The organism is Cytobacillus citreus (genome assembly GCF_018343665.1).
Taxonomy (GTDB): domain Bacteria; phylum Bacillota; class Bacilli; order Bacillales; family Cytobacillaceae; genus Cytobacillus; species Cytobacillus citreus.
Genome location: NZ_JAGYPM010000004.1, coordinates 711 through 13,566 on the forward strand (window position 1 = coordinate 711; position 12,856 = coordinate 13,566).

A 12,856-nucleotide genomic window follows, 5' to 3' on the forward strand; every position below is an offset into this window, starting at 1 on the left:
TGCGGAAGGGATAAGTGCTGAAAGCATCTAAGCATGAAGCCCCCCTCGAGATGAGATTTCCCATAGCGTCAAGCTAGTAAGACCCCTGAAAGATGATCAGGTTGATAGGTTTGAGGTGGAAGCGTGGCGACACGTGGAGCTGACAAATACTAATCGGTCGAGGACTTAACCAAATTGATTACTCGAATTCTTCTTCAGCATTATCTAGTTTTGAGGGAACAAAACCTCAATTTTATACAGTTTGGTGGCGATAGCGAGAAGGTCACACCCGTTCCCATCCCGAACACGGAAGTTAAGCTTCTCAGCGCCAATGGTAGTTAGGGGCTGTCCCCTTGTGAGAGTAGGACGTCGCCAAGCGAAAAAAAGAACAGCTAAATGAGGCTGTTCTTTTTTATTTATGTTCGAAGAACATTTGAAAATTTGTATAAAAATAAGAAGAAATATAGAAAGCAAACCCGAGGGTTTGAAGAAGCAAGGAGATCAAGGAAGCAAGGGAGTGACGCCCGGAATGTGCGATGCACATGAGGACGGAACGAGTGCAGCTGACGCAGAGATCCGCCGCTTATTCAAAGCCGAGGCTGAATACGGAAGTTAAGCTTCTGCGCCAATGGTAGTTAGGGGCTGTCCCCTTGTGAGAGTAGGACGTCGCCAAGCGAAATGAAGAACAGCTAAATGAGCTGTTCTTTTTTATTTATGTTTGAAGAACATTAGAAAATTTGTATAAAAATGAGAAGATATTTAGAAAGCAAATCCCGTCGGTCTCTTTAAAATGGCTTAACGACCATAAGCACCAATATGGCAATCATCAGCAGCTGTGCCGCCGTCTCGATTGGTACGATCTTTTTCATCAACAGTCCGAACTCGGCAGGTATTTCATTACCCTGGTCTTGACTTTCAGATACGATCTGTATGATCTTTTTCATATGCGGCTCGATCAATCCGTCGTTCATGACGACCATGAGCAGCGATAAAAGGAAGGATACATTCAGCCACATTTGAGATAACCCCATCTTGGTTATGATCATAAGCCAAACCCCGGTTATAATAAGTACGGCTCCGCCAATTTTAGGTATTATGGCAAGCTTGGTCGTTATACCAAAAGCAAAGCGCAGCTGACCAACGGTTCTAGCGGATCTTCGAATAATAGGCATCACGAAAGCTGGACCAATTATGGCGATCGAAGCCAATATATGCAAAACGAGCAGTAATCCAAACAAACCGATTATCTCCCTTCTCCTCAGTGCACCAGCATATCGCTTTGATAGGCAAGACCGACCCTTTTTCTTTTAAACGATCCTCCGAGCTCTATATGGTCCAGCATACATTTCGCGACATCGTCATAAGCAACATCCAGTTCTTGATGTCGGCTGAACAAGTGACGGGCTATATCTGCCTCGGAATATTCCTTGATCATCTCCGGAATAAGAACGGGCAAGGTTTCCGTTGTTACATGCAGATGAACCGGATCTGGATGCTCTATCGAATCAATCATTGTTCCCGGACACATAATGGACCAATCGAGTTGAGTCTGCTGCAGCCGTTCGAAATTCCGGTTGTGATTTTTATACTCAGGCGGGAAGCCGGGTAAATTGTTGCCGATAAGATCGGTATATGGAATACCCAGCAGTCCGGCTCCTCCCATTATCCATACCCGCCCAGAGAAACTAGGTTGGAATTCACATTGGGTTATAATGTTATCGACGATACGAACAAAATCTTCTCCCTGGCCCGTATGGCCGGCTGCAATAATAGCGGCGTCTTGATGCGCGAGCGCCTCACCAACGCTGACCGGGTCCATAATATCGTCCACGATCACCTTCACATGCTGTGCGGAATGCTCACCTAGTTGATCATAAAGCTTCTCAGAATTTCGTACAAATGCGGTCATTTCATACCCCATTTTTATCCCTTGAGCCAACACTCTTTTTCCTGTATTCCCCGTCGCTCCAAAAACAATAATTTTCATTGTTCTTTCCTCCTCTTAAATGGCTCCTAATATTTGGTTAACTCAAGCTTAGCATCGTTTTAATATTATGATAAGAACCCACTTTAAAGTAAGGTACTTACTTAAAAGTAAGCATGACAGAATGGGATGACTTAATTGTTCACGTGGAGTTCGGGAGGACAGGAAATTTCTAAAGACAGATTGGCGACAATCCTACACTATCAGGAGTTTTATTAACCCAAACCCGAAAATTAATTCATAACAGGAGTGCCGACTGTAGGTACACAAAAGCTGCCCGGTATCCCGTGGCAGCTTTTGTTTTAAGTTGATTGAATTAGTGTGTACAAGTTCATTGAACCAGCTTTAAGACGCTGATTCTTTATATTTCCGCTTATTATGATTTTCTCCCCAAGCACACATGACTTCTGCTACAGGGATCAATGTTTTGCCGTATTCACTAAGGGAATATTCTACTTTTGGAGGGATGGTAGGGTAGATCGTTCTATCGACTATGCCTTCTCGTTCCAAATCTCGGAGATGTTGTGAAAGCATTTTTTGTGAAACATCAGGTATAAGCTTTTCCAGATCGTTGAATCGCTTATTGGATTCAATCAATTGCCATAAAATCATTGGCTTCCATTTGCCACCTAAAACATGAATGAGTGTCTCAACTGGACATTCACGCTGATGAATCATTGATAAATCATCCCCTTACTTTTAAGTAAGTACATTATCTAAAGTAAACAATTAACAAAATTTTACAATAGATATACAAACAAGTCAATCAAATGAAACTAAAAAGGAGCATAGGAAAGAACCCAACTTCTAAACATATAGAAAAGAGCCCTTCTCACCTTGAGAAGGGCTTAATAATAATGATTCAGTTATTTATGTGTGCCATCCGGGAAATTTTTGTTCCAGTATTTATCCCCTTTGTGCTCAAAGTCTTGAGCAGTACGCTCCAAGACATCAAGCATCCATCGTTTAGTTTCTTGTATCATATCGTAGAATACTTTTTCTTCAACTCCAGATGTTTTTATTCCAGCCAATGCGTTCGATGAGATTAGACGTCGATGTTCGTCTGTTTTTATGTCGTATTCATCAAAAACATGTTTTACGAAAATTGCTATGTCTTTGTATTCCTTAGTTAATCTTTGTTCAATGTCAGCTAATCTTTTATCCATTTGCTTCCCCCTTAGACGTATTGATTAGAAGTTTTTAATAATATTCCCCAAAATGTTTCTGAAAACTCAATATCAATTAAATCGCTTATTTAAATAATGTTCTAATAATTCTTCTGTTTTCGAAGTCGAAATCATAAATGCACGTCAAGCATTAAAAACAATTGGAACAAGATCCTTCGTTAAACTTCGATAAATAGGTCATTATTTTTTGTACGACTTAATAATAGGAGTAAAATAATTATGTATAAGGGTAGATTAGCAGAGGACTTGCATTGTTAGAAAATAGCTTTATAATGGTTATCATTATTCTTGTGATTAAATTTGTGTGTAAAAATTTTATCCCGCATTAACGGGCAGTAAGACCCCCACCTCAAGATTGAGAGAGAAGCGAGGAAGGTAGGTGGGGGATCAAAAAACCCCCACTGATGGAAGTTTCACTTTATCGCTAATGAGCCGAAAACGATTCATGGAAGTTTCTGGGTAAATCAGTATAGAAAGGGAAGTTATATTCATGAGTAATGGAAAAAAGAAGATGATTTTTGAAGTAGAAGAAAATGAAACGATTGATATGTGTCTAGATAGAATAAAAAAAGCGGGTTATGTACCTGTGAGAAGAACGGAAAAGCCAATTTTTGAGGAGAAAAAAACAGGCGGTACAGTTTCCTATGAACCAGTAGGACGTCAGATTCTCTTTGAAGCGAAAGCGATAGAATAACAAAACACGAACAATAAATAATTGTTAATTTTTATTGTTCGATTTTTCGGTTGACATGACTACAGATAAGTTGTTAATATGTGAATATAAGTTATAAATTAAAGAAATTACCCCCTCGTATAATAATGGGAATATGGCCCATAAGTTTCTACCTGATGACCGTAAATTGTCGGACTATGAGGGAAAGTAGATATGCCTGGCGTAAATAGGAATCCATCCTGTTCTATTAAGGTGTGTTCCCTATGTGCTTGTTAGCCCAGTCAGATTGCTTTCTCTCATTGTAGAAAGAATCTGTCTGGGCTTTTTAATTGAAAATGATGAGATAAATCAACATGTGGAGGAGAAAGATGAAAGCACAGGTAGCAGTAATCATGGGAAGCAAATCTGATTGGGAAACGATGAAGCATGCTTGCGCAATTCTTGACGAGCTTGAAATTGCATATGAAAAGAAGGTTGTTTCTGCTCATCGCACTCCAGATCTTATGTTTGAATATGCAGAAAACGCAAGGGAAAAAGGCATTAAGGTGATTATTGCCGGTGCTGGAGGAGCAGCTCATCTTCCAGGAATGGTTGCTGCAAAAACTACACTTCCGGTTATTGGAGTACCTGTCCAATCAAAGGCTTTAAACGGGCTTGATTCCCTCCTATCAATCGTGCAGATGCCAGGAGGAGTACCTGTAGCAACTGTGGCAATTGGAAAAGCAGGCGCAGTCAATGCGGGCCTGCTTGCTGGAAGAATATTAGGTGCTTTTGATTTAAAGATTGCAGATCGTCTGGAACGAAAAAGAGAAAAGACTAAACAAGAAGTTTTAGAAAGTAGTGATGAGCTTGTCTAATAAAGTCATCTTGCCAGGACAAACCATTGGAATTATAGGCGGAGGCCAATTAGGGAGAATGATGGCCATTGCTGCAAAAGCTCAGGGCTTTAGAATTGCAGTGCTGGACCCGACAGAAGACTCACCTTGTGGACAAGTAGCGGATTATAAAATCATTAGTGAATATGACAATATCGATTCAATCAAACAATTGGCAAAAGTAAGTGATGTCATTACCTATGAATTTGAAAACATTAATGCTCAAGCCTTGGAGTGGCTATGTACAAACACATATGTTCCTCAAGGATCTAAATTACTTCAAATTACACAGGATCGAAAAACTGAAAAAGCAGCCATTCAAGAGGCAGGTGCAGAGGTTGCTCCGTATGCGGTAGTCGAAACGGCAGAAGAGATTTATATTAATATAGAAAAGCTTGGACTTCCAGCGGTAATAAAGACTTCCAGAGGCGGCTATGATGGAAAAGGACAAGTTGTCATAAAAAATATGCAGGATATAAATGAAGCAGCAAAACTTCTTGATCATGGAGTTTGTGTCCTTGAAAAATGGATTCCATTTTTCAAGGAAATCTCTGTTATCATTTGCCGCAGTGTCTCTGGTGAAACTGCCGTGTTGCCTGTAGGTGAAAACATTCATAAAGAGAATATCCTGCATCAAACAATTGTTCCGGCAAGAATCACGAAGAATGCAGAGGAAAAAGCCATTCATGCAGCAAAACAGCTTGCTAAAGCTCTTGATCTTGTAGGAACTTTGGCAGTTGAAATGTTCCTTACAGCGGATGAGCATATTTACATTAATGAGCTTGCACCTCGGCCGCATAATTCAGGGCATTATTCCATTGAGGCGTGTGAGACCTCCCAGTTTGAGCTGCATATCCGAGCCATTTGTAATTGGCCTCTCGGAAAAACAAGTCTATTAAAACCGGCAGTAATGGTTAATATATTAGGAGAACATGTGGATCCATTAATGAAGGAATTACCTTTATTAAATGACTGGAAGATTCATTTATATGGGAAAAAGGAAGCCAAATATAAACGCAAGATGGGCCATGTCACACTTTTACGAGACTCGATTGAAGAAGCACTTTCAGAGATAAATAAAAGCGACATTTGGTCCAATGTGATAGAAAAGATCGGAGGATAAAAATGATCGAGCGTTACACAAGACCTGAAATGGGTGCAATTTGGACAGAAGAGAATCGATTTCAAGCGTGGTTAGAGGTTGAAATCCTTGCTTGTGAAGCATGGGCAGAGCTTGGCGACATTCCAAAAGAGGATGTTCAAAAAATCCGTGAACAAGCTTCCTTCGATATTGATCGCATTAAAGAAATTGAAGAAGAAACAAGACATGATGTTGTTGCATTTACTCGCGCTGTTTCTGAAACGCTAGGCGAAGAGCGCAAATGGGTGCACTATGGATTAACGTCAACAGATGTTGTGGATACAGCATTATCCTATCAAATCAAGCAGGCTAATAATATCCTTCTAAAAGATTTAGAACGATTTGTTGAGATTATAAAAAATAAAGCAAAAGAACATAAATATACAGTAATGATGGGCCGTACTCATGGGGTACATGCTGAACCTACAACATTTGGACTTAAGCTCGCACTTTGGTACGAGGAAATGAAGCGAAATCTTGACCGTTTTAAAGCTGCTGCAGCAGGCGTTGAATTTGGAAAAATTTCTGGGGCTGTAGGAACATACGCAAACATTGATCCTTTTGTTGAGAAATACGTATGTGAGAAGCTTGGCATTAAGCCCGCACCAATTTCTACACAGACTTTACAGCGTGATCGTCATGCACATTATATGAGCACGATTGCATTAATCGCTACATCAATCGAGAAATTTGCAACAGAAGTTCGCGGTCTGCAAAAAAGTGAAACGCGTGAAGTTGAAGAATTTTTTGCTAAAGGTCAAAAAGGCTCATCTGCTATGCCTCATAAGCGTAACCCAATAGGTTCTGAAAATATGACAGGGATGGCGAGAGTAATTCGTGGCTACATGATGACTGCATATGAGAATGTGCCGCTATGGCATGAAAGGGATATTTCCCATTCTTCAGCTGAAAGAATCATAATTCCTGATGCTACGATTGCCTTAAACTACATGCTGAATCGCTTCGGGAACATCGTGAAGAATTTAACAGTCTTCCCTGAGAATATGAAGCGCAATATGGACCGTACTTTAGGGCTGATTTACTCTCAACGAGTTCTACTAGCTCTTATCGACAAAGGGCTGCCTCGTGAAGAAGCTTATGACACTGTCCAGCCGCGTGCAATGGAAGCTTGGGAAAAGCAGGTCTCATTCCGCAGTCTAATTGAGCAGGATGAAAAAATTACATCAAATCTATCCCCTGCTGAAATTGATGACTGCTTTGATTACAACTACCATATTAAGCATGTAGATACGATTTTTGATCGCTTAGGTTTATAAGAAAAGCGCAAGCGACTCGCTCAAAAAGGAACGTAGGCTAATTGCGCCACGTCCTGTGGCAACGCCTGCATGACCTGCATCCTGCAGGCCTCAAGCATAAGACGAGCCTCTCTGAAAGGTGTTCTTTACCTTTCTGGGAGGATTGATCGAAAAGTGGAGGCGACTGTTTAGGGACGACAGCATAAGACGAGCACAGCTAGAAGACGTTCTTTGTCTTCTGGCTGGGATTGGCTTATGACCTCGAGGTCGACAAAAGCGCGACGTCCTGTCGCATTGTCGACACTAGTACGTCCTGTACGTCGGGGCTAGTCGCTGGAGCTAGACAAAGAAAAGTGCAAGCGACTCGCACCACAAGAAAATTGAAAAGAGGTAAAGGTTGTCCTTTGCCTCTTTTTTAACCAATACGTGTAAAAACATTAGTAAAAAAATTCCTAATCTTTAAAATAAGGAGGCTCTCGTCATGGAAAAAGGATCATTGTTATATGAAGGGAAAGCGAAAAAGGTTTACGAGACAAATGATGAAAATATTGTTTGGATCGAATATAAAGATTCAGCGACTGCCTTTAATGGTGAAAAGAAAGCGAGCATCGATGGAAAAGGCCGTTTGAATAACGAGATTACAAGTTTGCTATTTTCGAAGCTTAAAGAATTAGGCATAGATTCTCACTTCATAAGCAAGGTTTCTGAAACAGAGCAGCTCGTAAAAAAAGTAGCCATTATCCCGCTTGAAACAGTAGTTCGAAATGTTTCCGCCGGAAGTTTTGCGAAAAGATTAGGGGTGGAAGAAGGAAAACCTCTCTCAAGAACGATTGTGGAATTTTACTATAAAGATGATGATCTAGGGGATCCATTATTGACGGACGACCATATTGAAATCCTTCAGCTTGCCAGCAAGGAAGAAGTTGAAATAATTAAAGAAAAAGCACTAAAGGTTAACTCAGTTTTAACGGAATTTTTCAAAGAACTGGGAATACGGCTAGTGGATTTTAAGCTCGAGTTTGGAAAAGATCATAGCGGAGCTATTCTGCTTGCTGATGAAATCTCTCCAGATACTTGCCGACTTTGGGATATCGCTACAAAAGAAAAGCTAGATAAAGACGTATTCCGTCGTGATCTAGGAAGCTTAACAGATGCCTATGAAAATATATTAGCCAGACTAGGAGGCCAAAAAGTATGTACAAAGTAAAAGTATTCGTCACATTAAGAGAAAGCGTATTAGATCCTCAAGGAACAGCTGTAAAAAACTCTTTGCATACAATGAATTACAACGAAGTATCAGATGTCCGCATCGGGAAATTCATGGAATTAAATATTGAAAAGTCTGATCGTGATGTGGAAGAAGTCGTTATAGAAATGTGTGAGCGTTTATTAGCAAATGTTGTTATTGAAGATTACCGTTTTGAAATCGAGGAGGCTGTTGCTCAGTGAGATTCGCGGTTATCGTATTTCCAGGATCGAATTGTGACGTAGACATGTATCATGCTGTGAAGGATGAGCTAGGTGCTGATGTAGAATATGTTTGGCATGATGCTGAAAGCTTAGATGAATTTGACGGCATCCTTCTTCCAGGAGGCTTTTCATACGGTGATTATCTTCGCTCAGGAGCAATTGCACGTTTTAGCAATGTCATGAAGGAAGTTGTAAAAGCGGCTGAAGCGGGGAAACCAGTACTTGGCGTTTGCAATGGCTTTCAAATTTTATTAGAAGCAGGTCTTCTCCCTGGTGCAATGAGAAGAAATGAAAGCTTAAAATTCATTTGCCGTCCAGTCGAATTAAAGGTCGAAAATAACGAAACGATGTTTTCTTCTGCTTATGAGAAAGATGAAGTCATTACGATTCCAATCGCACATGGCGAAGGAAATTACTATTGTGATGAAGAAACACTTGCCAAATTAAAAGACAATAATCAAATTGTTTTTACCTATAACGGCTCTAATCCTAATGGAAGCCTTGAAAATATAGCGGGTATTATCAATGAAAAAGGAAATGTCCTCGGAATGATGCCTCACCCTGAAAGAGCTGTTGATGAGCTATTAGGTGGTGCAGATGGTCTGAAGCTTTTTCAATCAATCGTAAAACAATGGAGGGAAGCACATGTCGTTAAAGCTTGAGCCAAGTCCGGAGCAATTAAAGGAAATGAAAGTATATAAAGAAATGGGTTTAACAGACGAAGAGTTTGCGATGGTTGAAAAAATTCTTGGGCGTCTGCCGAATTACACAGAAATCGGCCTCTTCTCTGTTATGTGGTCAGAGCACTGCAGCTATAAAAATTCCAAGCCTGTTTTAAAAAAATTCCCTACGAAGGGTGAACGAGTTCTTCAAGGTCCTGGTGAAGGAGCTGGGATTGTTGATATCGGTGATGAACAAGCAGTTGTCTTCAAAATCGAAAGCCATAATCACCCTTCTGCGATTGAGCCTTATCAAGGAGCAGCAACGGGTGTAGGCGGGATTATTCGCGATGTGTTTTCAATGGGTGCAAGACCAGTTGCGATGCTGAACTCATTAAGATTTGGAGAATTAGACAATGCACGTACGAAATACCTTTTCAAAGAAGTAGTGGCTGGTATCGCTGGCTATGGAAACTGTATTGGGATTCCAACCGTTGGCGGAGAAATACAATTTGACCCAGCCTATGAAGGAAATCCGCTAGTTAACGCAATGTGTGTCGGCTTAATTGACCATAAAGATATTCAAAAAGGCAGGGCTCATGGTGTTGGAAATACAGTGATGTATGTAGGAGCGAAAACAGGGAGAGATGGAATCCACGGTGCAACTTTCGCTTCTGAAGAATTAACAGATCAATCGGAAGAAAATCGCCCAGCTGTTCAAGTTGGCGATCCGTTTATGGAAAAGCTTTTATTAGAAGCATGTCTTGAGCTTGTTAAATCGGATGCACTTGTTGGAATTCAAGATATGGGAGCTGCTGGACTGACAAGCTCCTCTGCAGAAATGGCAAGCAAAGCGGGTTCAGGCATTGAGATGAATCTTGATCTTGTACCGCAACGGGAAACAGGCATGACAGCCTATGAAATGATGCTTTCCGAATCACAAGAGAGAATGTTAATTGTTGTGAAGAAAGGCAGAGAACAAGAGATTGTAGACCTTTTCTCTAAATATGATTTAGAAGCAGTTGCAATTGGTAAAGTTACAGATGATAAAATGCTACGTCTTATTCATAATGGAGAAATTGTTGCGGATGTTCCAGCCGATGCTCTTGCTGAGGAGGCTCCGGTTTATCATAAACCATCACAAGAGCCAGCCTACTATCGTGAATATCAGGATATGGAAAATGATATTCCAGCAGTAGAAGACTATAAAGAAACATTAATTAATCTATTGCAGCAGCCTACTATTGCAAGTAAAGAGTGGGTTTATGACCAATATGACTATATGGTACGCACAAATACAGTTGTTTCACCTGGTTCTGATGCGGCGGTTATTCGAATCCGCGGTACAAAAAAAGGACTAGCGATGACAACAGACTGTAACTCTCGCTATATCTACCTTGATCCAGAAACAGGCGGAAAAATTTCTGTAGCGGAAGCAGCAAGAAATATCGTTTGCTCAGGTGGTGAGCCTTTAGCGATTACAGATGGTCTGAACTTCGGAAGCCCAGAAAAGCCTGAAATCTTCTGGCAGATTGAAAAAGCAGCAGATGGAATTAGTGCAGCCTGTCTTGCATTAGATACCCCTGTAATTGGCGGAAATGTTTCTTTATACAATGAAACAAATGGTGAAGCGATTTATCCTACACCGATCATTGGAATGGTTGGTCTTGTTAAAGATTTAAATCATGTTACAACTCAAGCTTTTAAAGCAGCGGGAGACCTTATTTATCTTTTAGGAGAAACAAAGGATGAATTCGGAGGAAGTGAGCTGCAAAAGCTGACATACGGAAAGATTTTTGGAAAAGCACCAGAGATTGATCTTGACATCGAAGGAAAGAATCAGAAGCAAGTGTTAAATGCTATACGTTCAGGTCTGGTGGCTTCTGCTCACGATGTTGCAGAAGGCGGATTAGCCGTTGCAATCGCTGAGAGCTTGATCGGTTCAAATGGCCTTGGTGCTAATGTTCAAATTTCAGGAAATAAAGTTTCGGCATTATTCAGTGAGTCCCAATCACGCTTCTTATTAACTGTCAAAAAAGAAAACCAACAACAGTTTGAAAGCTTAGTAGATGCAAAGCTAATAGGAGAAGTCACGGAGCAACCAGTTCTTACTATCTCTTCAGAAGAAGGGCTTGTCTTAGCTGAGCAGGTTGAAGCGCTAGGGCAGGCTTGGAAAGGAGCCATCTCATGCTTGCTGAAATAAAAGGGTTAAACGAAGAATGTGGCGTCTTTGGCGTTTGGGGTCATCCAGATGCTTCTCAAATCACGTATTATGGCCTTCATAGTTTGCAGCATCGCGGACAAGAAGGAACAGGAATGGTCGTAACGGACGGCAAGAAGCTGAAAGGAAAAAAAGGGGAAGGCCTCGTTAATGAAGTCTTTTCAGCTGAAGATATCAATGAGCTGAATGGTAAAGCTGCCATCGGACATGTAAGGTATTCGACAGCGGGTGGCGGCGGCTATGAAAATGTTCAGCCATTGCTGTTCCATTTTCAAAGCGGAAGCATGGGACTTTGCCACAATGGGAATCTAATCAATGCTACTGCTTTAAGACATCAGCTTGAAGGACAGGGCAGCATTTTCCAAACAAGCTCAGATACAGAGGTATTAGCCCATTTGATCAGAAGAGGCGGATTTGCCTCTTTCAAGGACAGGGTAAAATATGCTTTGTCCATGCTAAAAGGTGCTTATGCCTTTCTCGTTATGACCGAGACAGAATTAATGGTGGCGCTAGACCCAAATGGAATGAGGCCGCTCTCCTTAGGAAAAATTGGTGATGCTTTTGTCGTGGCATCTGAAACATGTGCCTTTGATATTGTTGGTGCCCAATTTATCCGCGATGTAGAGCCAGGTGAATTACTGATCATTGACGACAATGGCGTTCGTTCAGAAATGTTTGCTATGGCGTCTAATATCGCCATGTGCACAATGGAATATATTTATTTCTCCCGACCTGACAGCAATATTAACGGGGTTAATGTTCATACAGCTCGTAAAAATTTAGGAAAACAATTAGCCTTTGAATTTCCGATAGAAGCAGATGTTGTAACAGGTGTCCCTGATTCGGGTACATCTGTTGCAATCGGCTATGCAGAAGCAGCGGGTATTCCATATGAAATGGGTTTAATTAAAAACCGTTATGTAGGAAGAACCTTTATTAAGCCTTCACAATCTTTACGGGAACAAGGGGTAAAAATGAAGCTCTCTCCGGTAAGAGGTGTCGTCGAAGGAAAAAGGGTTGTGATGGTCGATGATTCGATTGTACGCGGCACAACGAGCCGTAGAATCGTTAACATGCTGAAAGAGGCAGGAGCAACTGAAGTTCATGTTCTGATTAGCTCCCCTCCAATTCAGCATCCATGCTTCTATGGAATAGACACATCAACAAAAGAGGAATTAATCGCAGCTAATTATTCAATTGAAGAAATAAGACAAATGATTGGTGCTGATACATTATCTTTCCTAAGTGTAGAGGGTACAGTAAAGGCAATTGGACGAAAAGAAGCAGGGGATAATTGTGGTCAATGCCTTGCCTGCTTTACAGGCAAATACCCGACAGAAATTTATCCTTCGTCTATCAATGATAAAGTCCCTACTTGCTAATGACATGATGAAAGAAAGCGGCATTGTTA

Annotated in this window: 13 protein-coding genes, 2 rRNA genes and 1 riboswitch (1 of these 16 running past the window's edge); of the genes, 11 read left to right on the forward strand and 4 right to left on the reverse strand. The window is 40.9% G+C overall.

Going from position 1 to position 12,856, the window contains the following annotated elements; genetic code table 11:
* Both KHA94_RS16710 and rrf read left to right on the forward strand, forming a co-directional pair.
* Positions 1–173 (forward strand): 23S ribosomal RNA (locus KHA94_RS16710) (its annotated part extends 710 nt beyond the left edge of the window); the annotation flags it as partial.
* A gap of 67 nt (positions 174–240) precedes the next feature.
* Positions 241–357, forward strand: a 5S ribosomal RNA gene (gene rrf / locus KHA94_RS16715).
* A gap of 407 nt (positions 358–764) precedes the next feature.
* Here the strand turns inward: rrf and KHA94_RS16720 are convergent.
* The 4 genes from KHA94_RS16720 to KHA94_RS16735 form a co-directional block, all read right to left on the reverse strand.
* Entirely contained in the window at positions 765–1,223 is a 459-nt protein-coding gene (locus KHA94_RS16720) for a DUF2269 family protein (protein ID WP_213103898.1), read from the reverse strand.
* Between the two features lie 14 nt (positions 1,224–1,237).
* A complete protein-coding gene (locus KHA94_RS16725) occupies positions 1,238–1,966 on the reverse strand; it encodes an NAD(P)-dependent oxidoreductase (protein WP_213103285.1) in 729 nt (242 codons plus the stop codon).
* Between the two features lie 342 nt (positions 1,967–2,308).
* A complete protein-coding gene (locus tag KHA94_RS16730) occupies positions 2,309–2,641 on the reverse strand; it encodes a winged helix-turn-helix transcriptional regulator (protein ID WP_213103286.1) in 333 nt (110 codons plus the stop codon).
* A gap of 188 nt (positions 2,642–2,829) precedes the next feature.
* The gene (locus KHA94_RS16735) at positions 2,830–3,129 is read right to left on the reverse strand and encodes a hypothetical protein (RefSeq protein WP_213103287.1); all 300 of its coding nucleotides are present in this window, start codon (positions 3,127–3,129) and stop codon (positions 2,830–2,832) included.
* Between the two features lie 511 nt (positions 3,130–3,640).
* Between KHA94_RS16735 and KHA94_RS16740 the strand changes: the two genes are divergently transcribed.
* From KHA94_RS16740 to purF, 9 genes are all read left to right on the forward strand, one after another.
* Entirely contained in the window at positions 3,641–3,844 is a 204-nt protein-coding gene (locus KHA94_RS16740; protein ID WP_057776939.1) for an NETI motif-containing protein, read from the forward strand.
* A gap of 95 nt (positions 3,845–3,939) precedes the next feature.
* Positions 3,940–4,041: riboswitch (purine riboswitch) on the forward strand.
* A 150-nt stretch (positions 4,042–4,191) separates the two neighbouring features.
* A complete protein-coding gene (purE, locus tag KHA94_RS16745) occupies positions 4,192–4,680 on the forward strand; it encodes a 5-(carboxyamino)imidazole ribonucleotide mutase (RefSeq protein WP_213103288.1) in 489 nt (162 codons plus the stop codon).
* Positions 4,667–5,821 (forward strand): 5-(carboxyamino)imidazole ribonucleotide synthase, encoded by a 1,155-nt coding sequence (gene purK, locus KHA94_RS16750; RefSeq protein ID WP_213103289.1) that lies wholly within the window; start codon positions 4,667–4,669, stop codon positions 5,819–5,821. The genes purE and purK overlap by 14 nt, the downstream gene beginning before the upstream one ends.
* A 2-nt stretch (positions 5,822–5,823) precedes the next feature.
* The gene (purB, locus tag KHA94_RS16755) at positions 5,824–7,116 is read left to right on the forward strand and encodes an adenylosuccinate lyase (protein WP_213103290.1); all 1,293 of its coding nucleotides are present in this window, start codon (positions 5,824–5,826) and stop codon (positions 7,114–7,116) included.
* Positions 7,117–7,576: 460 nt separating this feature from the next.
* Positions 7,577–8,302 (forward strand): phosphoribosylaminoimidazolesuccinocarboxamide synthase, encoded by a 726-nt coding sequence (gene purC, locus KHA94_RS16760; protein WP_213103291.1) that lies wholly within the window; start codon positions 7,577–7,579, stop codon positions 8,300–8,302.
* Positions 8,290–8,544 carry a phosphoribosylformylglycinamidine synthase subunit PurS gene (gene purS, locus KHA94_RS16765; protein ID WP_213103292.1) on the forward strand — a complete coding sequence of 85 codons (255 nt, stop codon included), beginning with the start codon at positions 8,290–8,292 and terminating at the stop codon, positions 8,542–8,544. Before purC ends, purS begins: the two co-directional genes overlap by 13 nt.
* The gene (purQ, locus tag KHA94_RS16770; RefSeq protein WP_213103293.1) at positions 8,541–9,227 is read left to right on the forward strand and encodes a phosphoribosylformylglycinamidine synthase subunit PurQ; all 687 of its coding nucleotides are present in this window, start codon (positions 8,541–8,543) and stop codon (positions 9,225–9,227) included. Before purS ends, purQ begins: the two co-directional genes overlap by 4 nt.
* Complete coding sequence (purL, locus tag KHA94_RS16775) at positions 9,211–11,427, forward strand: phosphoribosylformylglycinamidine synthase subunit PurL (RefSeq protein ID WP_213103294.1); 2,217 nt, start codon at positions 9,211–9,213, stop codon at positions 11,425–11,427. The genes purQ and purL overlap by 17 nt, the downstream gene beginning before the upstream one ends.
* Complete coding sequence (purF, locus tag KHA94_RS16780; protein ID WP_213103295.1) at positions 11,412–12,827, forward strand: amidophosphoribosyltransferase; 1,416 nt, start codon at positions 11,412–11,414, stop codon at positions 12,825–12,827. Before purL ends, purF begins: the two co-directional genes overlap by 16 nt.
* Positions 12,828–12,856: the final 29 nt, after the last annotated feature.